At 72.6% G+C, this 22,074-nt stretch carries 20 protein-coding genes; 11 read left to right on the top strand and 9 right to left on the bottom strand.

The genetic code is table 11. From position 1 onward, the window contains the following. Positions 1-59: 59 nt before the first annotated feature. Positions 60-1,214, top strand: a complete 1,155-nt coding sequence (locus tag KUA19_RS06965; protein WP_217395236.1) for a class I SAM-dependent methyltransferase — start codon at positions 60-62, stop codon at positions 1,212-1,214. Between the two features lie 5 nt (positions 1,215-1,219). Here KUA19_RS06965 and KUA19_RS06960 read toward each other — a convergent pair whose 3' ends face one another. The 6 genes from KUA19_RS06960 to KUA19_RS06930 form a co-directional block, all read right to left on the bottom strand. Next, positions 1,220-2,293, bottom strand: coding sequence for a hypothetical protein (locus KUA19_RS06960; RefSeq protein WP_217395235.1), 1,074 nt, complete (start codon positions 2,291-2,293; stop codon positions 1,220-1,222). A gap of 53 nt (positions 2,294-2,346) precedes the next feature. Beyond that, a complete protein-coding gene (locus KUA19_RS06950) occupies positions 2,347-3,282 on the bottom strand; it encodes a biliverdin-producing heme oxygenase (RefSeq protein WP_254548697.1) in 936 nt (311 codons plus the stop codon). A 149-nt stretch (positions 3,283-3,431) separates the two neighbouring features. Then, the gene (locus tag KUA19_RS06945) at positions 3,432-5,240 is read right to left on the bottom strand and encodes a DEAD/DEAH box helicase (RefSeq protein ID WP_217395234.1); all 1,809 of its coding nucleotides are present in this window, start codon (positions 5,238-5,240) and stop codon (positions 3,432-3,434) included. Positions 5,241-5,540: 300 nt separating this feature from the next. Then, a complete protein-coding gene (locus tag KUA19_RS06940) occupies positions 5,541-6,197 on the bottom strand; it encodes a ferritin-like fold-containing protein (protein WP_308167359.1) in 657 nt (218 codons plus the stop codon). A gap of 74 nt (positions 6,198-6,271) precedes the next feature. After that, positions 6,272-6,496: a DUF3107 domain-containing protein gene (locus tag KUA19_RS06935; RefSeq protein WP_217395233.1), complete on the bottom strand. Its 225-nt coding sequence runs from the start codon at positions 6,494-6,496 to the stop codon at positions 6,272-6,274. A gap of 97 nt (positions 6,497-6,593) precedes the next feature. Continuing rightward, the gene (locus tag KUA19_RS06930) at positions 6,594-7,244 is read right to left on the bottom strand and encodes a TetR/AcrR family transcriptional regulator (protein WP_217395232.1); all 651 of its coding nucleotides are present in this window, start codon (positions 7,242-7,244) and stop codon (positions 6,594-6,596) included. A 190-nt stretch (positions 7,245-7,434) separates the two neighbouring features. On the opposite strand from KUA19_RS06930, the gene KUA19_RS06925 reads away from it, so the two are divergent. From KUA19_RS06925 to KUA19_RS06905, 5 genes are all read left to right on the top strand, one after another. After that, positions 7,435-9,591: a hypothetical protein gene (locus tag KUA19_RS06925; RefSeq protein WP_217395231.1), complete on the top strand. Its 2,157-nt coding sequence runs from the start codon at positions 7,435-7,437 to the stop codon at positions 9,589-9,591. 21 nt (positions 9,592-9,612) lie between these two features. Beyond that, the gene (locus KUA19_RS06920; RefSeq protein ID WP_254548695.1) at positions 9,613-10,518 is read left to right on the top strand and encodes a DUF3152 domain-containing protein; all 906 of its coding nucleotides are present in this window, start codon (positions 9,613-9,615) and stop codon (positions 10,516-10,518) included. Continuing rightward, the gene (locus KUA19_RS06915) at positions 10,518-11,414 is read left to right on the top strand and encodes a DUF3152 domain-containing protein (RefSeq protein ID WP_254548693.1); all 897 of its coding nucleotides are present in this window, start codon (positions 10,518-10,520) and stop codon (positions 11,412-11,414) included. Before KUA19_RS06920 ends, KUA19_RS06915 begins: the two co-directional genes overlap by 1 nt. Positions 11,415-11,501: 87 nt before the next feature. Beyond that, positions 11,502-12,683, top strand: coding sequence for an adenylyltransferase/sulfurtransferase MoeZ (gene moeZ, locus KUA19_RS06910; protein WP_217395230.1), 1,182 nt, complete (start codon positions 11,502-11,504; stop codon positions 12,681-12,683). Between the two features lie 149 nt (positions 12,684-12,832). Then, a complete protein-coding gene (locus tag KUA19_RS06905; protein ID WP_254548691.1) occupies positions 12,833-13,678 on the top strand; it encodes a prenyltransferase/squalene oxidase repeat-containing protein in 846 nt (281 codons plus the stop codon). Here KUA19_RS06905 and KUA19_RS06900 read toward each other — a convergent pair. Both KUA19_RS06900 and proB read right to left on the bottom strand, forming a co-directional pair. Then, complete coding sequence (locus tag KUA19_RS06900; protein WP_217395229.1) at positions 13,675-14,919, bottom strand: glutamate-5-semialdehyde dehydrogenase; 1,245 nt, start codon at positions 14,917-14,919, stop codon at positions 13,675-13,677. The genes KUA19_RS06905 and KUA19_RS06900 overlap by 4 nt on opposite strands. 115 nt (positions 14,920-15,034) lie before the next feature. Further along, positions 15,035-16,162, bottom strand: a complete 1,128-nt coding sequence (gene proB, locus KUA19_RS06895; RefSeq protein ID WP_217395228.1) for a glutamate 5-kinase — start codon at positions 16,160-16,162, stop codon at positions 15,035-15,037. A gap of 262 nt (positions 16,163-16,424) precedes the next feature. Between proB and KUA19_RS06890 the strand changes: the two genes are divergently transcribed. Continuing rightward, complete coding sequence (locus KUA19_RS06890) at positions 16,425-16,718, top strand: MGMT family protein (RefSeq protein ID WP_217395227.1); 294 nt, start codon at positions 16,425-16,427, stop codon at positions 16,716-16,718. Between the two features lie 111 nt (positions 16,719-16,829). Here KUA19_RS06890 and KUA19_RS06885 read toward each other — a convergent pair whose 3' ends face one another. Continuing rightward, on the bottom strand, positions 16,830-18,227 hold the full coding sequence (locus tag KUA19_RS06885) for a gamma-glutamyltransferase (protein ID WP_217395226.1): 1,398 nt from the start codon (positions 18,225-18,227) through the stop codon (positions 16,830-16,832). Positions 18,228-18,255: 28 nt separating this feature from the next. Between KUA19_RS06885 and KUA19_RS06880 the strand changes: the two genes are divergently transcribed. The 4 genes from KUA19_RS06880 (at position 18,256) to KUA19_RS06865 (ending at position 22,046) form a co-directional block, all read left to right on the top strand. Next, positions 18,256-19,689, top strand: coding sequence for an MFS transporter (locus KUA19_RS06880; protein ID WP_217395225.1), 1,434 nt, complete (start codon positions 18,256-18,258; stop codon positions 19,687-19,689). 127 nt (positions 19,690-19,816) lie between these two features. Then, a complete protein-coding gene (locus KUA19_RS06875) occupies positions 19,817-20,836 on the top strand; it encodes a hypothetical protein (RefSeq protein ID WP_217395224.1) in 1,020 nt (339 codons plus the stop codon). Positions 20,837-20,897: 61 nt separating this feature from the next. Next, positions 20,898-21,419, top strand: a complete 522-nt coding sequence (locus KUA19_RS06870) for an NADH-quinone oxidoreductase subunit B (protein ID WP_217395223.1) — start codon at positions 20,898-20,900, stop codon at positions 21,417-21,419. A 66-nt stretch (positions 21,420-21,485) separates the two neighbouring features. After that, a complete protein-coding gene (locus KUA19_RS06865) occupies positions 21,486-22,046 on the top strand; it encodes an NADH-quinone oxidoreductase subunit C (RefSeq protein WP_217395222.1) in 561 nt (186 codons plus the stop codon). Positions 22,047-22,074 lie beyond the last annotated feature (28 nt).

Here is a 22,074-nt window from a genome sequence, read left to right as displayed (position 1 = left end):
ACGTGGCCGACACCACGCCCGCCCGCACCGTGCCCCGCCCATCAGCCATGCTTGACCGTATGGCGACTCCACCGTCCGACGCCCTGGCCCAGGGACTGGCCGAAGTACGCGCGCTGCTGCTCGGGCCGGACCTGGTCCGGGCCACGGCCGCCGGCGCGCGCCGGGGGCAGACCCCGGCGGTGCTGCGGGCGACGCTGCGCCCGGTGACCCTGAAGTCAGGCGACCGGCTGCAGTTGGTCACCGAGGACGGCCAGCGCCCCACCACCGTGAACCTGGCCCCGGGCGCCGAGGCGGCCGCGCGCGTGGACGAGCTGCTGGCCGAGCCGTTCGGCGGCTGGGTGGTGGAGACGGCCCACGGCTCGCTGCGCCTGCAGGCCACCAAGAAGGGCGCCGTGCTGCACCGGGGCGCCGCCGTCGCGCCTCCGGCGAGCACCGAGCACGACCGGGCCAAGGAGCACCTGCTCGACCCCGGCGACCCGCTGTACGACGTGATCGGCGGCGACGCCGCCAAGCGCCGCCAGGTCGACGCGTTCCTGCGGGCGCTGGCCGCCACCCTGCCCGCCCCCGCGCAGCTGCCCCGCCCGCTGCGCGTGGTCGACCTCGGCTGCGGCAACGCGTACCTGACCTTCGCGGCGTACCGCTACCTGTCCGGCCAGGGCGTCGACGTGCGCCTGATCGGCGTGGACATCCGGCCCGACCAGCGTGAGCGCAACACGGCCCTGGCCCGGCGGCTCGGCTGGGAAGACCACGTCACGTTCGTGGCGGGCAGCATCGCCGACGCGCCGGTCGACGCCGCCGACGTGGTGCTGGCGCTGCACGCCTGCGACACGGCCACCGACGACGCGCTGGCGCGGGCCATCTCCTGGGACGCCCGCTGGATCCTGGCCGCGCCGTGCTGCCACAAGGACATCTCCCGGCAGCTGCGCAAGCGGCCGCCGGAGGGGGCGTACGCGATGCTGACCGAGCACGGCATCCTGCGGGAGCGGTTCGCCGACGTGCTGACGGACACGGTGCGGGCGGCGCTGCTGCGGCGGCAGGGGTACGCGGTGGAGGTGGTCGAGTTCATCGACTCGGCGCACACGCCCCGCAACGCGATGATCCGCGCCCACCGCACCAACGCCGCGCCCACCGCCGATCCGGAGCTGGACGCCCTGCTCGACCAGTGGCACATCCACCCCCACCTGGCCACCCTGCTCGCCGACCCGCCCCGCTGACAGGGCTAGCTCGCGACGGGTGCCGCCGGTGTGCCCGCCTCGGCCTGCTGCGGTGCGCGCGTCGGCGACAGCGCGGCCGCCAGCGCGGCGGCCGTGTCGGCCAGCAGCGTGTCCGGCCGCATCGGCTCCCCGGCCAGTTCCGAGATCAGCACCGCGAAACCGGGCAGCGCGAACCCGTCCTCCTCGCCGATCGCCGGGGCGATCTTCGCCAGCGACGCCCGGGTACGTCCCCACGCCTCCAGCAACTCCCGCCGCGACGGCACCCCGAACCCGTGCCCGACCGGCGCGCTGTGCCGCAGTCGCACCACCGCGGACCCGTTCAACGCCTCGGCCAGGCGGCAGCCGTACGTGACGAGCTCGGCCTGGTGCGGGCTGAGGCGGCTGTACACGGTGCAGCGGCGATGGCAGCCGACGGCGCAGACCGACAGCGCGTGCGCGGTGTTGGAGTGCTGGCGGTCCAGGTATGCCCGCCAGCCGGCCGCGTTCTCGTGCGCCACGGCCAGGGACCGCCGGGCGGCGGACTTCTCCGGCTTGGTGTGCGGGCACTCGCGGTCGTCGAAGTCGCCCCAGGCGCTGCCGTCGCCGCCGACGGAGCCGGGCATGCGCACCGGGTCGGCTGCGTGGCCGAGCACCCGTTCCCAGGCCAGCAGCGCCGCGTACTCGCTGGCGATGTGCACTCCGGCGACCACGGCGTTGGTCTCGCCGCGCCGGAAGCGCGCCGCGATGACCTCCAGCAGCAGCCGGTACGCCGGACGCATGCTGCCCAGGGCGCCCCGGTGCTGCTCGCGTGGCGCCTGCGGCATGCGGCAGGCCAGGGCGCGTTCGCGCAGCGGCTCCGGCACGTGGTCGCCGTCGACGGTGTCGGCGACGGCGTGCTCGGTGTTGGCGTCGGCGGCCGGGTTGCTCTCGCCGAAGTCCTCGGCGTCAAGGTCGAGCAGCCGCTGCCCGAACGCGCAGAGCTGCTGCACCCGGGCCACGTCGTGGGTGGTCAGCACCGCACCGGTCGAGGCCAGGGCGGCGACCTCAGCGAACGCGTACCGCCCGGCGAGCGCGACGAGTACCTCGTGAGCGGTCTTCACCTGGCCAGTCTTCCACGACCAGGCACGCCGGACCGGTCAGCGACGACGGCCCGCTAGCGAGACGGCACACCAAGGATCTCGCACGCCTCGCGGTAGAGCCGCGTGACCTCGATTCGCACCTGCGCGCGCTCGGTGAGTCTCGCGGCGAACGGGACCCGGATCGGCGTGTCGACCCCGGCCACGACGGCGCGGAACTCGATGCCGGCGGCGTCCATATCGGACATTACGGCCGACGAGGTCTGCGGCCGGGTCGGCTCGGGCAGGGCGGCGCGACAGATGAGCAGCGAGTCGTCGGCGTGGTCGTCGTTCATGTGCCGCATGATCTGGGCGATGACCTCGGGCGGGAACGGGTTGGGGTATACCCGGCCGAGGTCGGCGAGCACGTCGGTGTTGAGCCGGTACGCCAACCTGACCTCGTCGATGACCTCTGCCCGCGCCGCCTCGTCCCAGGGGGCGGTGTCGAGGGCGGTGCGGTAGCCGTTCTTGAACGCGTCGAGGTCGCCGAGGTCGAAGGCGTAGAAGCGGAGGCCGTCGCCGCCGAGGGTGAGGGCGTAGGCGCGGGCCAGGGCACGGGCGACGTACTGGCCGCCGGACAGGTCGCCCAGGTAGCGGTTGTAGTGGTGCGCCACGTAGCGGCCGGGCGAGTCGAACGCGGTCTCGCGCAGGCGTCGCGTGTACTCGGCGGTGGCGGGCACGGGCGTGAGCGCGTCGCGCCAGTCGGGGCCGAGCAGGAACTCCAGGTCGGCGGCGAGCGCGGGCAGGCGGGTGAGCCCGTCGTGGTGGAACGCTCCGGCGACCGGGTGCCCGTGCCAGGCGCGGGCCGCCTCCTCCAGCACCTCGTAGATGAGGTGGTGCTGCGCGGTGAGGGCGGCGTGGGCGGCCACGGTCAGGCGGCCCCGGGTCAGGTCGTCGAGGAAGGACGTCTGCTCGGCGGCCTTGTGATCGGTCCAGGTGGCGGCGCGCAGGCGGGCGGAGAAGGGCTCACTCATGCGGAGCACCGTACGTTAATAAGGTAAGCCTAACCTCAAACTTTAGGTTGACCTTCGATCTGTCCACGGCCGCCTCGGGTACGAACGGAAAAACGCCTCCCCACCGGTTTTACCGGTCGGGAGGCGTCAGTCGTACCGAAAAGCGCTGGTCAGCTCTCGGCGGACGGCGTGGAAGGGCGGCGCCGACGGCGGCGGGCAGGTGCCGCGATGGTTGTCGTGTCGTCCGGCCCGAAGGGGTCGGAGGGGTCGGAGAACTCCAGCACCAGGGACGCCTCGCGCGGCGGCTTGGGCTCGCCGTCGCCTTCGTGCGTCACCGAAGCGGCTGCTGCCGCGCCGCTGCCCTCGTGGGTCACCGAAGCGGCTGCTGCCGCGCCGCTGCCCTCGTGGGTCACCGAAGCGGCTGCTGCCGCGCCGCTGCCCTCGTGGGTCACCGAAGCGGCTGCTGCCGAGCCGCTGCCACGACGGCGGCGACGTCGACGGCTGCGACCGGCGCCGTCACCGGAGTCCGCCTCGACCGTACTGTCGCCCGTGTCGGCCACGGGAGCGGCGTCGGATTCGGCGGCCTCTTCACCGGCGAGGCGACGGCGGCGGCGCGGGGTGCGCTCGCGCGGCGGGGCCTCGGCCACCGGCCCGCGCTTGCCGCGCGCGCCGCGGCGGCTGCCACCGCCCAAGTCCTCCTCGACCTCGGCAGACAGCCCGGCCCGGGAGCGCTGCGCGCTGGGCAGGGTGCCGCTGATGTCGGTGGGGATGTCCAGGTCGGTGTAGACCCACGGCGAGGTGTGGTACGTCTCGACCGGGCCGTCCGGGCCGGTCAGCTCCAGGCTGAGCGTCTTCTCGACGATCCGCCAGCGCGGCATGTCCTCCCAGTCGACGAAGGTCACCGCGACACCGGTGGCCCCGGCGCGGCCGGTGCGGCCGATGCGGTGCACATAGGTCTCCGGGTCGTCCGGGCAGTCGTAGTTGATGACGTGGGTGACGCCGGAGACGTCCAGGCCGCGGGCGGCGACGTCGGTGGCGACCAGTACGTCGATCTTCCCGGCGCGGAACGCCCGCAGCGCCCGCTCACGCGCGCCCTGGCCCAGGTCGCCGTGCACGGCCGCGGCGGCGAAGCCGCGGAAGTCCAGGTCCTCGCTGACGCGGTCGGCGTTGCGCTTGGTCCGCGTGAAGATCATGGTGAGGCCGCGGCCGTTGGCCTGCAGCACCCGGGCCAGCAGCTCCAGCCGGTTGAGCTGGTGGGTGCGGTAGACGACCTGCTTGGTCTGCGGGCTCACGCCCGGCTCGGTGCTGTGCCCGGCGTGCACCGTCACCGGCGTACGCAGGAAGCGGCGCGACAGCGTCACGATCGGGTCGGGCATGGTCGCCGAGAACAGCATCGTCTGCCGCTCGACCGTCAGCATGGACAGGATCTTCTCGACGTCGTCGAGGAAGCCCAGGTCGAGCATGCGGTCGGCCTCGTCGAGCACGAGCGCCTTGACCTTGTCGAGCTTCAGGTGCTTCTGCTTGCACAGGTCCAGCAGGCGGCCGGGGGTGCTGACCAGGATCTCGACGCCGGACTTGAGCGACTCGACCTGCGGCTCGTACGCGACGCCGCCGTAGAGCGCGAGCACGCGGACGCCGCGGGACTTGCCCGCTCCGGCCAGGTCCTTGGCGACCTGGAGGCCGAGCTCACGGGTGGGCACGACGACGAGTGCCTGCGGTGCGCCGCTGTTGTCACCCTCGCCCGGCGCGATCACGCGGTCGATCAGCGGGATGCCGAAGCCGAAGGTCTTGCCGGTGCCGGTGGGCGCCTGGCCGATCATGTCGCCGCCGCGCAGCGCGATCGGCAGCGCGTACTCCTGGATGGCGAATGCGCGCTCGATGCCCATCGCGGCGAGGCTGGCCACGGTCTCCGGGCGCACGCCGAGCTCGGCGAAGGTGGGCGCGAGGGTCGATGTTTCGTTGTTCGTGATGTCGGTCATCAGGTGCTGGGGTGCCCTCTCAGTGATCCGCGGCCGGTTGCCGGATGGCTGGTCGGCCCGCGAATGTCGGTACGCCCAGTTGTCATCGAAGGGCGCATATTCAGTCTCGAACGCGGGGCGCTGGCGGAGACGGAGATGAATCCGGTCCACGGGACACGATCGGGTCGATCGCGGCGCCGCACACGCGATGACATGGGCGCCTGCCCATGCCAGCTCACCTATCGTACGACCAGGTTCGCGTCTGGTCACCTGGTGCGGGCCGATTGACCGCAGATTAGTGGGATATCACACGCAAATCGGTCAATTGTTGAGGCCGACCGCTGTCATCCGGGCCGTATGGGCGCTCGTCAGCCGCCGGAACAGCCCCTCGGCGGCCTCGCCCGCGGCCCCGTCGAGCAGCAGCGCGGTCAGCGTGGCGCGCTCCTGGGCCACCTGCTGGGCCTGCGAGAGCGCCTCGCCGACCAGCCGCCGCGCCCACATGGACAGCCGGTCGGCCAGTCCCGGCTCGACGGCGATGCAAGCGCGGATCTCCCGCGCGGCGAAGGCGGCGTAGTCGTCGTGGTGCAGCACGTCGAGCACCAGGGCACGATCGGCGTCGCCGAGCGCGATGGTGGGCACCAGTCGGGCCACCTCGCGGAAGAAGTCGTCGCTGATGCCGTCGCCGACGTACGCCTTGGTCAGCGCCTCGGGCCAGTCGGCCGGCTCGGTGTTGTCGTGGTACGTGCGCAGCGCCGCCGTGAACGGGGCCATCGCGTCCTGCGGGTCCACGCCCAACGCGGTCAGCCGGTCGGCCAGGCGCCGGTAGTTGCCGATCTCGGCGGCCGCCATCTGCGCGAGCAGCGCCTGGCGGCGCAGGTCGGGCGCGAGCCGGGCGTCGGCGGCCATCCGGTCGAAGGCCAGCAGCTCGCCGTACGCGAGCATGCCCAGGAGATCGATGACACCAGCATCAGCCGCCACAGGGGCAGATTACCGCCCGGGAACGCGGAAGGCACGGCACCGAACGGTGCCGTGCCTTCCGTACGAGCCGTCGCTCAGCGGGTGAAGCCCACGCTGCGCGTCGACGATTCGGCGATCTCGACGTATGCCAGCTTGTCCGTCGGGACGATGATCCGACGGCCCTTCTCGTCCACCAGGGTCAGCACCCGGCTGTCCGACGCGAGCGCGTCGGCGACCAGCTTCTCGACCTCGGCGGGCGTCTGCGCGCTGTCCACCACCAGCTCCCGGGGGGCGAACTGCACACCTACCTTGACCTCCACACAACCTCCTCGGCTCGTGAGCGAGACTACCGCGCTGTCGCGGCAGGACGGTTCGAAGCAGGCGGCAGGGCGTGCCGCGCCGGTCAGTGCTCGCCGGTCAGTGTTCGCCAGTGAGTGGGAAGCTGCTGATGCCGCGCCAGGACAGGGCGGCGACCAGGCCCTCGGCTTCGTCCTGGTCGATGACCCGGCCCGCCGCCAGCCACCACCGGGCCGCCACCTGGGCAGCGCCGCTCAGGCCGGCCGCGAGCACCTCCGCGCGGGCCCGGCTGACACCGGTGTCGGACATGATCGTCGCGGTTATCGCCTCGACGCTGACCCGTTCCATCCGGTCGACCCGCTCGGCCACCGCCGGGTCGTTGCGCAGATCCGACTCGAACACCAGCCGGTACGCCTCACTCTCGTGCGAGACGAAGTCGAAGTAGGCCCGCATCGCGCCCCGGACGCGCTCCTTGTTGTCCGTGGTGGCCGCCATGGCCGACCGGATGCGCTCGGCGAACGCGTCGCAGTGCGTGTCGAGCAGGGCGAGGTACAACTCGAGCTTGCCGGGGAAGTGTTGATAGAGGACGGGCTTGGACACGCCCGCTCGTTCGGCGATGTCGTCCATCGCCGCCGAGTGGTAGCCCTGGGCCACGAACACGTCCTGAGCAGCGGCGAGGAGCTGCTTGCGGCGCGCCGACCGAGGCAGCCGGGTCGGCCTGCCCGAGGCTGTCGAGCCGTTCGGGTTGCCCCCACTGGTGGCCGCGGTCATGGCATCTCCTCACCCTGCGGACGGGACTTTGACGGATCTTGCAAACTGGCCCGTCGTTGCAACTTATCGTCATTCGCCGTTCACGGTAGCCTCAGCGTGGGCGACGGAGGAGCGCACGGTGGATGTAACTGGGCAGACCGAGAACGCGGGGCGAGCAAGTCTGCCCCCCGACGGCGGAGCAGACGAATCCGTGACGGACGCTGTCGCGGCAGCCAGAACCGCCGGGCAGGGGCAGCCTACCCGGGCCGACGCGGACGAGGTCTGGTCGAGCGCGGGTGCGGCGCTCGAACCCGGGTTCGAGCCGCTGACGCCGTGGCACACCACGGTGGCTGACCGTCGCGGCATCGACGCGCTGACCGGGGCCGACCCCTTCGCCGCCACGATCACCCGCCCGGTGTCGCCGATTCCCGCCGCCCCGAACGGGCACCACCGGCCCGCGCCGCACGGCCACCGCGCGCTCGACGACGGCCCACTCAGCGAGGATCCGTACGCCGACGAGATGGCCCAGGCCTCGGCCGAGCTCGCTCGGTACGCCGCGTTCGACGAGCCCACCCCGGCGCACGGGCTGCCCCACCTGGGCGCCCCGCCGGTCTTCACGCCGTACCAGCCCACGCCCGTGACGCCGCCGACCGAGGTCACGCCGATCCCGGTGCTGCCGCCGCTGTCCACCGCCCCGTCGGCGCTGACCATGCCCACCGGTGCCTACCCGGCCCCACCACCCGGTCTGCGTCCGTCGCTGCCCGCCGAGCTGTCCGGGCCGGTGCCAAGCGCCCCGACGGCAGCCCATGCGGCCGAACCGCCGCTGGCGGCCATGGCGGAGGCCGCCACCCGCGCCGTTCCCACGGCAGAGCCGCCGCAGCCGGAGCCGTCGATGATGCAGCCCGATCCGCAGCAGACCCCGAAGCACACGCCCCCGGCCGAGACCCCGGGCCGCCCGGCCGAGCAGTCCCGCGCGGCCGAAAGCCGCGGGACAGAGCCCCGAGGGGCGCAGTCACGAGGGACGGAGTCCGAGGACGGACTGTCGCTGGGGGCCCGGTTCGGTCGGGCGTTCGCCGACGCGCCGCTGCCCACCCGTCCTCCGATCGTGCCCGAGCCGGCCACGCCCGCGCCGCCGCTGCCCGCCGCCGCGCAGCAGCCGCCGCCGGAGCCGCAACGGCCGGGACAGCCCCGCGCCGAGGGTCGACCCGGATTCGCCATCCCGGCGCAGGATCCGTTCGGCCGCAACGGCAACGGCAACGGCAACGGCAACGGCGTGCCCGCCGGTGCCCTGGACGCCGACCCGGAAGACGAGGACGACGAGCACCTGCCGCAGCGTGTGCCCGGCGTGCCGGACGTGCCGCCGACCACGCACCCGCTGCCCGAGGGCGACCCGACCGCGGCCACCCCCCAGCTGGACCGGATCGCCTCGCACCTGCGTCGCGACGATCTCCCGACCGAGCAGCGCCCGGACGGTTTCGACGTGGACGCGGTGCTGAAGGCGGTGCGCGGGGTCGCCGGCGTACGCGACGCGGCGCTGCGCACCACCGCCACCGGCGCCCACCACCTGCGCCTCGATCTGGCCGAGGGGGCCGACCCGGCCGCGATCAGCCGGATGGTGGCCCGGATGCTGCAGGAGCAGATGGGCATCGACGCCGCCCCGGCGGGCGGACTGCTGCCCCGACCGGCCGCGCAGCCCGCCGAGGCGCCCGCGCCGACGGCCACCCTGCCCGCGCCGCGCTCGGGTGCGGGGGCCGCGCCGCCGCCCGGTCTGACCGGCCTGCACGACCCGCTGGCCGATCCGCCGGCCCGCGAACCGCGCCGCCGTCACCCGGTGACCGTGCCCCGCCGCGCCCCGGGCGAGCTGCGCAGCAGCGAACGCGCACCCGCGCTGCGCGCCGTGAGCAGTGAACCGGAGCTGCCCCAGACCGCGTCCCCGCCGCCGCTGCACACCGAACGCGACCAGGGTCCGCGCGCCATCATCGAACACGTCCAGACCAGCACGTTCGGTCTGGACGCCACGGTCGAGGTGCGGCTCAACACCGGCACCCGCCAGGCGACCGGAGTCGCCAGCGGCCCCGCCGTCGACGCGTACGTGCTGCGTCTGTGCGCCGCGGCGACCGCCGTGGCCATCGACGACCTGCTGCGCGAGGGCACCACCACCGGCGAGTCCGGACGGTGCTTCGTCGAGCAGGCGACCATCGTGCCGATGGGCAGTTGCGAGGTGGCGGTCGTGGTGGTGCTGCTGGTCTGCGGTGGCTGGGTGGAGCAGCTGGCGGGGTCGGCACTGGTGTCGGGCGATCCCCGGCGCGCGGTCGTCCGGGCGACCCTCAGTGCGGTGAACCGCAGGCTCGCGGCACTACTGCCGTAGGGGATATGGCAGGCTGTCACGATGCGCACCGCCCCCTCGCCCCGTGCCGCCCGCAACTGGGACACCGACACGACGGCCGTACGGGCGTCACGGTCCGAAGCCGGTCGGCTCGCCCGAGCCCGGATGCGGCAGCGGCGACGCCGTACCGCGGTGCTGTGCCTGCTGATCGGCGCGGCCGTCCTGGTCGGCATCGACCTGCTGCGCGGTGCTCCGGAGCCGCCGCCGACCCGTCCGGTCGCGGCCACCCCGGCGTCGCCGAGCGCGGCGGCGTCCCCGTCGGCCGCGCCGAGCCCGTCGCCCTCGCCGGAGCCGGTTTACCGGATGGACGGTCCGACGCCCGCCTCCGGGCCGGGCACCTGGACGTACGCGAGCACCACCGGGAAGGTGATGGGGACCGCGGGCAACATCAAGCGGTTCCGGGTGGCGGCCGAGTCCAACGTCGCCAAGGACGAACTGCCCGAGTTCACCCGCATGATCGACGAGACGCTGGGCGACCCGCGCAGCTGGATCGCGGGTAAGCAGTTCCGGTTGCAGCGGGTCGCGGCGGGGTCGTCGTACCAGTTCACGGTCTATCTGGCGACCGGTGAGACCACCCGCAAGCTGTGCGCGCAGGGCGGCATGGACACCCGGATGAACGGCGTCTCCTACACCTCGTGCCGCCTGCCGGGCCGGGTCGTGATCAACCTGAACCGCTGGCGTGGCTCGGTGCCCGACTACATCGACAAGCACATCGAGCTGCACACCTACCGCAACTACGTGATCAACCACGAGGTCGGTCACGAACTCGGCCACTATCACGAGGCCTGTCCTGGGCCGGGCAAGCTCGCCCCGACGATGCAGCAGCAGACGCTGGGGCTCAAGGGGTGCATCGCCAACCCCTGGCCGTACGTCAACGGCAAGCGCTACGCCGGGCCGTCGGTGGCGTGATGTACACCGGCCAGGAGACGTACCCGACCCGGCGGCAGGATCCCGATGACGGCGCCGGGTTCCGGGCCCGGCGCCGGGCCCAGATCCGGGCCCGCCGCCGCCGCAATCTGATCATCATGTCGTCGCTGCTCGGCGTCGTGGTCGGCCTGGTCGGCATCGACCTGGCTCGCGGCTCGGACGGGCTGCTGCTCGACGACCCGGCCGCCACGCAGGCCACCGCGCCCAGCGAGGCCGCCGCCTCCGGCACGCCCGGTTCCGCCGCGGCGCCGCAGGCGACGGGGCGCGAGGAGAACACTCCCGCGCCGCAGCCCGTCGATCCGGCCGGGGTGCCCACCGCCGGGACGGGCAAGTTCGCGTACGTCGGCGGCACGGGCAAGGTGATCGGCGCCAAGGGCAACGTGCGCAAGTTCCGGGTCGCCGTCGAGCAGGGGACCGCGCAGCAGGCGGCGCCGTTCGGCGGCGAGGTCGAGGCGATCCTGGGCGACCCGCGCGGATGGGCCGGCGCCGGGACCTACCGGTTCCAGCGGGTGGCCGAGCAGGCCACCGCCGAGTTCACGGTGTTCCTGGCCAGCGCGGAGACCTCGAAGAAGATGTGCGCGGCCGGTGGTCTGTACACGGACGCGTTCGTCTCGTGCCGCCTACCCGGCCAGGTGATCATCAACCTGAGCCGCTGGCTGACCGGGGTGCCCGACTACGGCGCCCCGCTGGCCGACTACCGGGCGTTCGCGCTGAACCACGAGGTCGGCCACCAGCTCGGCTTCGGCCACGAGGCCTGCCCCGGGCCGGGCCTGGACGCGCCGGTGATGCTGCAGCAGTCGACCGGGCTGCAGGGCTGCAAGGCGTACGCGTGGCCGTACCGCGGCGGGTTGCTGTATCGAGGTCCCGCTATTCCCTGACGCGCCGAACCGGGCGCGTGACACACCTCGCAGTCCGGGAGATGGTCGATCATGGCGATCAGCGGGTGGGCGAGCGAGAATGTGGTCATGTCATTGCCGCCGCTGGTGGAACCCGCCGAGTCGCTCTCGGTGGACGAGATCCGCCGCTACAGCCGTCACCTGATCATCCCGGACGTCGGGGTTGCCGGGCAGAAGCGGCTCAAGAACGCCAAGGTGCTCTGCGTCGGCGCCGGGGGTCTCGGCTCGCCCGCGCTGATGTACCTGGCCGCCGCGGGTGTGGGGACGCTGGGCATCGTCGAGTTCGACACCGTCGACGAGTCCAACCTGCAGCGCCAGATCATCCACGGCCAGTCGGACATCGGCCGCCCGAAGGCCGAGTCGGCCGCGGCCAGCATCCGCGAGATCAACCCGTACGTCAACGTGGTGATCCACAACACCGCGATCGACCGGGACAACGTCTTCGACATCTTCGGTCAGTACGACCTGATCGTCGACGGCACGGACAACTTCGCCACGCGCTACCTGGTCAACGACGCCGCGGTGCTGCTGGGCAAGCCTTACGTGTGGGGCTCGATCTACCGGTTCGACGGGCAGGCCAGCGTGTTCTGGGCCGAGCACGGCCCCTGCTACCGCTGCCTCTACCCGGAGCCGCCGCCGCCCGGCATGGTGCCGTCGTGCGCCGAGGGCGGCGTGCTGGGCGTGCTGTGCGCCAGCATCGGCGCGATCCAGGTCACCGAGGCGATCAAGCTGCTCACCGGTGTGGGCGAGCCGCTGGTGGGCTCGCTGATGGTGTACGACGCGCTGGAGATGACGTACCGCAAGATCAAGGTCCGCAAGGACCCGGCCTGCGCGCTGTGCGGCGAGAACCCGACCGTCACCCAGCTGCTGGAGGACTACGAGGACTTCTGCGGCGCGGTCTCCGTCGAGGCGCAGGAGGCGGTGGTCGACTCGACCATCACCGCCCGCGAGCTCAAGGAGTGGCAGGACGCCGAGAAGGACTTCCTGCTGGTCGACGTCCGCGAGCCGGCCGAGTTCGAGATCGTGCGCATCCCGGGCAGTGTGCTCATCCCCAAGGGCGAGATCCTGTCCGGCGAGGCCCTGGCCACGCTGCCGCAGGACAAGCAGATCGTGCTGCACTGCAAGTCGGGCGTGCGGTCGGCCGAGGCGCTCGCCGCGCTGAAGGCGGCCGGGTTCAAGGACGCGGTGCACGTCCAGGGCGGCGTGCTGGCCTGGGTGAAGACCATCGACCCGAGCCTGCCCAGCTACTGATAGCGATCTTCGAAGAACTGTCGGTAATCTGACGAAGGCCGACGGCGCGATGTCGCCGTCGGCCTTTCGCCGCCTTTGGCGCTGGTCGGAGAGGTATTCCGACCGCCAGTGCTGTTGACCTTGACCGACCTCCTGAGGTCGGCGACCAGATGGGACACGTACCCTCGATGACCGTGGTGGATCTCGACGCGGCAATCGGTTTCGTGGTGAAGAAAGGCGACCCGGTGGACCGGGCCCGCCTGTCGTACCTGCGTACCGGGGTAGTGCCGGCCGATGACGTCATCTCGGCCATGGAAGCCGGTCAACTTCCAAGTGGCGGCTGGCCCACCTCCCAGCGTGGCAAGGTCGCCTCGATCGACGTCACCTGCTTCCGGCTCGACCAGCTCGACGACCTCGGCGCCCTCGGCCGCCCGGCGGCCCAGCGGGCGCTGGACTGGCTGGGTGGCCGCCAGGCCCCGGACGGCAGCTGGCAGGAGGCCAAGGAGCTGGCCGCCGAGGCGCCCGAGTGGGCCCAGCCCGGCGACCCCGAGGCCACCCTGTACCTGACCGCGAACGCCACGTTCTGGCTGACCGTGTTCGGGCTCGACTTCCGGGCCACGCTGCCCTACGGCGACGACACGCCCATCCCGTACGCGGACACCACCGCGCGCGGCGCCGAGTTCATCAAGAACAGCCTCAACAGCGACGGCACCTGGCCGTCGTATCTGATGACCGGCTGGCTGGGCGCGGCCGTGATGTACCGGCAGGACATGTTCTACGAGGCCGCCCGGATGCAGTCGGTGCTCGGCGAGCGGCTGCCCCGGATGGCACCGGTCGACGCCGCGGCGATGGCCGCCTCGATGCGCCGGGTCGGCGTCTCCGCCGACGACTGGACCATGATCGCGGCCAAGAAGCGGCTGGCGGAGACCCAGCGCACCGACGGCGGCTGGGACTCCGAACAGGGTGAAGCGTTCGACGTACACCTCACCCTGAACGTCATCCGTGCGATCCGCTAGCCCCGCACCTGGCCCTCACCGGTGATCACGAACTTGGTGCTGGTCAGCTCGGGTAGGCCCATCGGGCCGCGCGCGTGCAGCTTCTGGGTGGAGATGCCGATCTCCGCGCCGAAGCCGAGCTCGCCGCCGTCGACGAATCGGGTCGAGGCGTTGACCAGCACCGCGGCCGCGTCCACGTGCGCGGCGAACCGGTTCGCGGCGGGCAGCGAGGTCGTGATGATCGCCTCGGAGTGGCCCGAGCCGTAGCGGCGGATGTGGGCGACCGCCTCGTCCAGCGACGGCACCACCCGCGCCGACAGCTCCAGGGCCAGGTACTCGGTGCCCCAGTCCGCCTCGGTGGCGGGGACGACGGCGTCGTCGTACGCGGCGACCTCCGGCGAACCGTGCACCGTCACCCCCTGCTCGCGCAGCGCCGCCAGCGCCAGGGGCAGAAACTCGTCGGCCACCGCGGCGTGCACCAGCAGCGACTCGGCCGCGTTGCACACCGACGGCCGCTGCACCTTCGCGTTGAGCAGGATCTTCAGCGCCATGTCCAGGTCGGCGCTCTGGTCGACGTAGATGTGGCAGTTGCCGACCCCGGTCTCGATCACCGGCACCGACGACTCCTCGACCACGGTCCGGATCAGCGACGCCCCGCCGCGCGGGATCAGCACGTCGACCAGCCCACGAGCCCGCATCAGCTCCTTGACCGTGTCCCGGGTCGCCGAGTCGACCAGCTGCACCGCGTCGGCGGGCAGGTCGGCGGCGGTCAGCGCGTCGCGCAGCACCGCCACGATCGCGGCGTTGGAGCGGGCCGCCGAACCCGAGCCGCGCAGCAGCACCGCGTTGCCGGACTTCAGGGTCAGCCCGGCCGCGTCGGCGGTGACGTTCGGGCGGGCCTCGTAGATGATGCCGACCACCCCGAACGGCACCCGCAGCTGCCGCACCTGCAGACCGTTGGGCAGCGTGCCGCCCCGGACCACCTCGCCGACCGGGTCGGGCAGGCCCGCGATCTGGCGCAGGCCCTCGGCCATCCCGGCCAGCCGGGACTCGTTCAGCGCCAGCCGGTCCACGGTCGACTCCGGCGTGCCCTGCTCGCGCGCCGCCGCCACGTCCAGCTTGTTGGCCTCGAGAATCTCGGGGGTACGCGACGACAGCGCGTCGGCCATCGCCAGCAGCGCCGCGTCCTTCACCGCCCGCGACGCCGTCGCCAGCACCGTGGCCGCCTCCCGGGCCCGCCCCGCCTGCTCGATCACGCTCATGCGTTCAGCCTCTCCGTCACTCGCCCCGCCCCGCCGTCCGCCCCGCGCGTCCTCGCGCCCAAAGCGTTGGGAAGGGGCCCTTCCACAACGTGTTGCGATAACAAGGTGCCCTTCCTTACCCCGGGAGGAGGACGAGGTCGTCGCGGTGGATGACCTCGCGCTCGTAGGCGGGGCCGAGTGTGGCGGCCAGTTCGCCGGTGGAGCGGCCGAGCAGGCCGGGCAGTTCCAGGGCGTCGTAGTTGACCAGACCCCGGGCGACCGCACGGCCGCCGGAGTCCACCAGGTCGACCGGGTCGCCCGCGGTGAACGCGCCGTCCACGGCGGTGATTCCGGCCGGGAGCAGCGAAGCGCGGCGTTCGACCACGGCGGAGACCGCGCCCGGGTCCAGGTGCAGGCGGCCGCGAGCGGTGGTGGCATGGGCGAGCCAGTGCAGGCGGGCGGTGGCCCGTACCCCCGCGGCGTGGAAGAGGGTGCCCACCGACTCGCCGGACAGGGCCGCGGCGGCCATGGGCGCGGCCGTCAGCACCACCGGGATGCCCGCGTCGCTGGCGATCCGGGCCGCCTCGACCTTGGTGACCATGCCGCCGGTGCCGACACCGGCACTGCCCGCGCCCGTCACGTCGAACGTACGCAGCTGCGCGAAGTCGGCCACCTCGTCGACGCGTCGCGAGTCCGGGTGCGACGGGTGACCGGTGTAGAGCGCGTCCACGTCCGACAGCAGCACCAGCAGGTCGGCCTGCACCAGGGCGGCCACCAGCGCGGCCAGCCGGTCGTTGTCGCCGAACCGGATCTCCTCCGTGGCCACGGTGTCGTTCTCGTTGATGATCGGCACGGCGTTCATGTCCAGCAGCTTGCGCAGCGTCCGGTACGCGTTGCGGTAGTGCGCCCGCCGCGTCACGTCGTCCACGGTCAGCAGCACCTGCCCCACGGTCCGCCCGTGCCGCCCGAACTCCTCCGTGTACGCGTGCATCAGCCGCCCCTGGCCCACGCTCGCCGCCGCCTGCTGCGTAGCCAGATCCCGCGGCCGCTTGGACAGCCCCAGCGGTGCCAACCCCGCCGCGATCGCCCCGGAGGACACCAGCACGACCTCCCGCCGCGCCCCACCCTCCGGCCGCTCGGCCGCGGCGATCGCCGCCACCAGCCCGGCCAACCGCCCCGGATCCAACCCCCCGGCAGCCGTCGTCAACGACGACGACCCCACCTTCACCACCACGCGCTTAGCCCGCGTGACCAGTTGCCGCATTCCCCCATTCTGCCCACCCACACCCCGCCCACCCCGCTCCCATCCCACCCACTGGCGCGCCACCCTCCCCTACGCGTTGATCATGAACCTATGGCACGGCTCGACGGCGTGTCGCGTGCACAGCTTCCTGATCGACCTGGATTCGTGGCCGAGAGCCGAGAGCCGAGAGCCGAGAGCCGAGAGCCGGGAGGGGCGAGAGCCGGGAGGGGCGAGAGCCGGGAGGGGCGAGAGCCGGAGACATATGCGAACTAGCCTGAGCGCCATGACGCCCGAGGAGTACACCGAAGCGGTGCTGCGGTTCGTTGAGCAGATTCCCCCGGGTCGAGTGATGACCTACGGCGCGGTCGCGGATGCCCTGGCGGACGAGTCGGGTCGAAATTCGGCCCGGCGGGTCGGCACGATCATGGCGCGCCACGGCGGCGGAGTGCCCTGGCATCGGGTGGTCGGCGCGGGTGGTCGCCTGCCTCCCGGCCACGAGAACGAGGCCCGCCGCCGCCTCCAGGAAGAGGGCGTCACCTTCCGGGGCGACCACGTCGCCCCGACCCACATCAACTGACGCGCCGCCCGTGGCCCGCACCCGCCCGGAGCCGAGTCGATCAGGAACCTGTGCACGCGACACGCCGTCGAGCCGTGCCATAGGCTCATGATCGACGCGAAAGGGCGGGGGTTAGAGGGGGAGGGCGGAGCCGCCTCGGCGGGGGTCGGCGGCGGGGCCCGATGGGCCGATGGCGGAGACGCCGCCGAAGTAGTGGTTGAGGGCGGGCCAGCGGTTGACGGTGTAGCCGGCGGCGGTGAGGGCGGCGGCCTCGTCAAGGGGGTACGACGGTTCGACGTGGACGATGTCGTCGAGCGGGTGCAGCCGGGCGGCGTCGACCGCCGCCACCGTGTCCAGCTGCTCGATCAGGACCTCGACCAGCGTGTTCAGCAGGGCCGACCGGATCCGTGAGCCGCCCGCCGAGCCGAGCGCCAGCCGCAGGTTGCCGTGGTCGAGCACGATCAGCGGGCACATCATCGAGCCCATCCGCTCGCCGGGCGCCAGTTCGCCGTTGATCAGTTCGCCCTCGCCGAGCATCGAGTTGAGGTGGACGCCGAGGCCGGGCAGCCAGATGCCGGAGCCGAGGCCGAGCGTGGTGGTGACGACGCAGGCGTTGCCGGCCTCGTCGACGGCGGTGACGTTGGTGGTGTCGCCGAGTTTGTCCAGGCGGCGGGGCAGGTCGAGCGCGTTGGCCAGGGCCACGGCGCGGGCGCCGCGGTCGAGATCGGCCAGGTCGGTGGGCAGCGACCGGATGGTGTCGATGACGCGGTTGAGGTCGGTGCGGCCGAGCACTGTGCAGCCGCCGAGCTGCGCTGCGGTCACCTCGCGGTCGATCACCCGGTACGACGCCAGGTCCAGCGGCCCGAGTGATCCGCCGTCGGCGCGTACGGCCTCGACCGTGCTCTGGCCGATCTTGCCGGTGTAGCAGGCCGACGGGCCCTCCGAGGCGATCATGCTCAGCGCGTCGGCCAGCCCGGCGTGGAACAGCAGCTCTCCGCCGCGCAGCAGCCGCCCGCCGGGGGCGTACGCGGCGGTGCCCTGGTCGATCAGCATCGCCTGCACCAGCGACGGCAGGGTCAGCGCGTGCGCCTCGGGGATGGGCACCCCGGTGTGGGCCAGTTCCACCGCGGGCGCGACGACCTCGGCCCAGGGCAGCACGCCCCAGCGGGCGTGAATCTCGCCACACCCGGCGGGCACCCCGGGCACCGCCACGGAGGCTCCGCCGATCTCGTACGGCAGCGGCACCTCTCCGAAGGCGACCTCGATCGGCCGCATCGCGCCGGCCTTACGATCCCCATCCAGGCCAGGCATCGCGACGAAGAAATCAAGGCAGGACACTCGCCCTGTCGAAGCTTCGAAGTAAGTGGCGAATCCGCCACCGCTCAGCCCGGTGAACACGGTTTCCCCGACGCACGCGGCGAGCACCGCCGCGACCGCCGCGTCGGCGGCCGATCCGCCCATTCGGAGTATCCGAAGGCCTACTTCAGCGGTGGCCGGATGGCCCGCTGCCACACCGGCAGGTACCCGCATTCAACTGCCTCCCGTACCATCCGCCCTCATGACATCCAGTGTGGAGGTGATGGAGGCTCCGGGCGAAGCGCTTCCCACGCATGTTCGGGTCGGATATTCCCTCGGGTCGCTGACCACGGGGGCGTTCGGCACGGTGCCCGGCCTGTTGCTGCTGCCGTACCTGACCGACACCCTGGGGGTGGCCGCGGGCCTGGCGGGCCTGCTGGTGCTGCTGCCCAAGGCCTGGGACGTGGTGCTCAACCCGCTGGTGGGCCGGATCTCCGACCGCACCCAGACCCGCTGGGGCGCCCGTCGGCCGTACCTGCTGTTCGCGGGCCTCGGCATGGCGGCACTGTTCGCGGGCATCTTCGCCGCCCCACTCGGCATCTCCGACCTGTCCGGGCTCTACGTGGTGGTGATGTTCCTGCTCACCGCGACCGCGTTCGGCTTCTTCCAGGTGCCGTACGTGGCGATGCCCGCCGAGATGACCTCCTCGCCGGACGAACGCACCCGACTGATGACCTGGCGGGTCGCGCTGCTGGCCACCTCGATCCTGGTCTCCGGCGCGCTGGCGCCGATCATCCGTGACTCCACCGGCGGCGGCGTCCCGGGATACCGCTGGATGGGCCTGTTCGTCGCCGCGATCATGGTCTGCGGCACCTGCTTCGCGTTCTTCAGTACCGCCAAGGCGCCGACCGGCGTCGTCACCGCCAGCGAGCCGTCGCTGCGGGTGCAGCTCAAGGTGGTCGCCGCGAACCGGCCGTTCCGGGTGCTGGTCGCCTGCTTCGTGGTCCAGGCCACCGGCGTGGCCTGCATGCTCGGCGGGGTCGAGTACTTCGCCCGGCACGTGCTCGGCGACCCCGGCACCACCACCACGCTGTTCGTCGTGGTGGTCAGCCCCGCGCTGGTGGTCATGCCGTTCTGGCGCCGGGTCGGCGAGCGGCTGGGCAAGCTCAAGGGGTACGTGGTCGCCTCGATCACGCTGACCGTGTCGACGCTGGTGCTGGTCGCGGCACCGGTGCTGCCGCACTGGGCGGTCTACGCCATCATCGCCGTGATCGGCTTCGGTTACGCCGGACAGCAGCTGTTCGGCCTGGCCATGCTGCCCGACTGCATCGCGTACGACACCGCCCGCACCGGCAAGCGCCAGGCGGGCGTGTTCACCGGCGTTTGGACCGCCGGCGAGACCCTGGGCCTGGCGCTCGGCCCGTTCATCTTCGGGATCGTGCTGCAGGTGTTCGGCTACATCTCCACCACCGCGGGCACCGTGGTGGCGCAGTCCGACTCCGCGCGTACCGGAGTCCTGCTCGGATTCACTGTTGTGCCGGGTCTTATCGTGGGCATCGCGCTGGTGCTGCTGCGCGGATACGACCTGGGCGACATGCCCACCGCGACGCAGCCCCAACCAGCACGAAACCAGGTGCGGGCGGTTGCCGGCCGCTCGACGTCATCCGGAGCGAATGCGCAGGGTGACGTCGGTTAAGGCCGCAGAGCCCGCACCACATGGCAAGGTGCGGGCGGTTGCCGGCCGCTCGACGTCATCCGGAGCGAATGCGCAGGGTGACGTCGATTGAGGCCGCAGCGCCCGCACCGCATGAGAGGGAGCGCGGGTGTTCGCACAGCAGGTGCAGGGATTCCACCAGCTCGTCCTGGGGCATGACCCGACGGCGGCGCTGTCGGCGGTCGCGCCGCTGGTGCGCGCCGCGCAGCAGGTGCCGCCTGCGGAGCTGACCCCCGCGGTGGCGTATCTGGCCCCGGCGATCGGGGCGGCGCCGCTGCCGTTCGTCGCCGCCAACGCCGCCACCGTCGCCGGGGCGATGGTCGAGCTGGGTGCCGACCCGGGGCCGCTGACCCGGATCGTGCTGGAGCGGTTGAACGGCGCGCTGACTGGCACCCATGCCTTCCTCGACACCTGGTTGGTCCGCTTCGCCGGGCGCCCGCTGCCCGAACGCGACCAGGCCGGGATGACGGTGGCGACCGGGATGCTCGGCGCGGCCATCGGCCCGGTGCCCGCGATGCCGCTGCTGGCGGCGTGGCGCGACGGGCCGCACTGGGCGCTGGCCGCGGTGGCCTGCCTGCAGCACGAGTCGGCCCGCGCGCAGCTGGGCGACCGGGCCGCCTGGACGGCACAGGTGGACCCGCTGCATTCGACGGCGCCCGCGTTCATGCGGCTCATCCTGGCGCTGCGCATCATCGACGAGCACATCCTGGTCGTGCACCGGCCCAGCCGCCACGGTGCGATGGTGTGGGTCGGCGGCGTGGCCGACAACTTCCAGCTACAGGTGCTGCTGGCCGACGCCATGATCGGCGCGGGGCTGGTCGAGGGGCGGCGGCCGGAGCAGCGCTGGGTCAACGCGATGCGCTTCGGCCCGGACAGCACCGAGCTGGAGCACGTGGACGACTTCTTCCACCTGGCCGACGCCACAGGGGCGGTGCTGCGCAACGAGACCGGCCCGGCCGACATCCCGGCCATCAGCGGCACCCGGATCGTGGTGCTGGACGCGCCGCGCTACAGCCGCCACTGGCGGCCGGGCCGCCGCTTCCCGATCCCCGCGCAGGCCAGGGTGGACCGCATCCTCACCCAGCAGGAGGTCGACGCCTGGTTGGGTTACGTGGCGCCCGCGCACTGAGCCGCCTCAGGTCTGCCGCCGGGTCTGTGGTCCGCGCCCGGCGGAGGTCTAGGCTGAGCGCATGGCCCTGCCCTCGGTGCTCGGAGACCCGATCAAGTTCGTGCTGAACTGGGGTCGGCGTTACTCGCTCTGGGTGTTCAACTTCGGCCTGGCCTGCTGCGCCATCGAGTTCATCGCCAGCAGCATGAGCCGCCACGACTTCATGCGCCTGGGCGTCATCCCGTTCGCGCACGGGCCGCGCCAGGCCGACCTGATGGTGGTGTCGGGCACGGTCACCGACAAGATGGCCCCGGCCATCAAGCGGCTGTACGACCAGATGCCCGAGCCGAAGTACGTCATCTCGTTCGGGGCGTGCAGCAACTGCGGCGGGCCGTACTGGGACTCGTACTCGGTGACCAAGGGCGTCGACCAGATCATCCCGGTCGACGTGTACGTCCCCGGCTGCCCGCCCCGCCCCGAGGCGCTGCTGCACGGCATCCTGCGGCTGCAGGAGAAGATCGCGGCCGAGGAGTCGGGTCTGGGCGGGGTGCACCGCCCCGATGTCGCCGCGCTGACCGCCCCGCCGGTCAACCCCGGCCGCTGACGTCACGGCCCGGCCGCGGCCGCGAGTGGTCGAGCGCCGGGCGTTCGCGGGCATAGGATGCCGGGCATGACGCCGGAGGAGATCGGGGCACACCTGACGCGCCTCGTCGAGGGAGCCCAGGCGGGCGTGTCCGGCGGCGGGCCGTACGCGCGGGCCGTCGTCGACGTGCCGCCGCAGGCGTGGCCAGTCGCGTTGGCGGCCGCCCGCGACGGGCTGGGCTGCGACTTCTTCGACTGGCTGTCCGCGGTGGACGAACTCGACGCCGGGTTCGACGTGGTGGCGCACCTGTGGTCGACCGCCGGTCGGCACGGAGTGCTGCTGCGCACCCGGGTGCCCGTCGACGCGCCGAGCCTGGCGTCGGCGGTGCCGGTGTACCCGGGGGCGGCCTGGCACGAGCGCGAGACGTTCGAGATGTTCGGCATCGGCTTCCCCGGTGAGCTGGAGCCGCTGCTGCTGCCGCCGGAGTTCGAGGGCCACCCGCTGCGCAAGAGCTTCGTGCTGGCCAGCCGGGTCGCCAAGCCGTGGCCCGGGGCCAAGGAACCCGGCGAGTCCGAGACCGGCACCAAGCGTCAGGCGGTCCGTCCGCCGGGCGTGCCCGCGCCGGGGGAGTGGGGTCCGGCGTCATGAGCGACCGGAGTGAGCGAATCATGTGCGG

Source organism: Catellatospora tritici (assembly GCF_019083965.1).
Taxonomy (GTDB): domain Bacteria; phylum Actinomycetota; class Actinomycetes; order Mycobacteriales; family Micromonosporaceae; genus Catellatospora; species Catellatospora tritici.
This window is presented reverse-complemented; position numbering and strand designations above follow the sequence as displayed.

Coding starts and splice junctions, on each gene's coding strand:
- KUA19_RS06905 (WP_254548691.1), top strand. CDS start 12,833: ATGGGACACGTACCCTCGATGACCGTGGTGGATCTCGACGCGGCAATC.
- KUA19_RS06900 (WP_217395229.1), bottom strand. CDS start 14,919: ATGAGCGTGATCGAGCAGGCGGGGCGGGCCCGGGAGGCGGCCACGGTG.
- proB (WP_217395228.1), bottom strand. CDS start 16,162: ATGCGGCAACTGGTCACGCGGGCTAAGCGCGTGGTGGTGAAGGTGGGG.
- KUA19_RS06920 (WP_254548695.1), top strand. CDS start 9,613: ATGCGCACCGCCCCCTCGCCCCGTGCCGCCCGCAACTGGGACACCGAC.
- KUA19_RS06865 (WP_217395222.1), top strand. CDS start 21,486: ATGACGCCGGAGGAGATCGGGGCACACCTGACGCGCCTCGTCGAGGGA.
- KUA19_RS06915 (WP_254548693.1), top strand. CDS start 10,518: ATGTACACCGGCCAGGAGACGTACCCGACCCGGCGGCAGGATCCCGAT.
- moeZ (WP_217395230.1), top strand. CDS start 11,502: ATGTCATTGCCGCCGCTGGTGGAACCCGCCGAGTCGCTCTCGGTGGAC.
- KUA19_RS06890 (WP_217395227.1), top strand. CDS start 16,425: ATGACGCCCGAGGAGTACACCGAAGCGGTGCTGCGGTTCGTTGAGCAG.
- KUA19_RS06870 (WP_217395223.1), top strand. CDS start 20,898: ATGGCCCTGCCCTCGGTGCTCGGAGACCCGATCAAGTTCGTGCTGAAC.
- KUA19_RS06945 (WP_217395234.1), bottom strand. CDS start 5,240: ATGACCGACATCACGAACAACGAAACATCGACCCTCGCGCCCACCTTC.
- KUA19_RS06965 (WP_217395236.1), top strand. CDS start 60: ATGGCGACTCCACCGTCCGACGCCCTGGCCCAGGGACTGGCCGAAGTA.
- KUA19_RS06880 (WP_217395225.1), top strand. CDS start 18,256: ATGACATCCAGTGTGGAGGTGATGGAGGCTCCGGGCGAAGCGCTTCCC.
- KUA19_RS06930 (WP_217395232.1), bottom strand. CDS start 7,244: ATGACCGCGGCCACCAGTGGGGGCAACCCGAACGGCTCGACAGCCTCG.
- KUA19_RS06885 (WP_217395226.1), bottom strand. CDS start 18,227: ATGCGGGTACCTGCCGGTGTGGCAGCGGGCCATCCGGCCACCGCTGAA.
- KUA19_RS06950 (WP_254548697.1), bottom strand. CDS start 3,282: ATGAGTGAGCCCTTCTCCGCCCGCCTGCGCGCCGCCACCTGGACCGAT.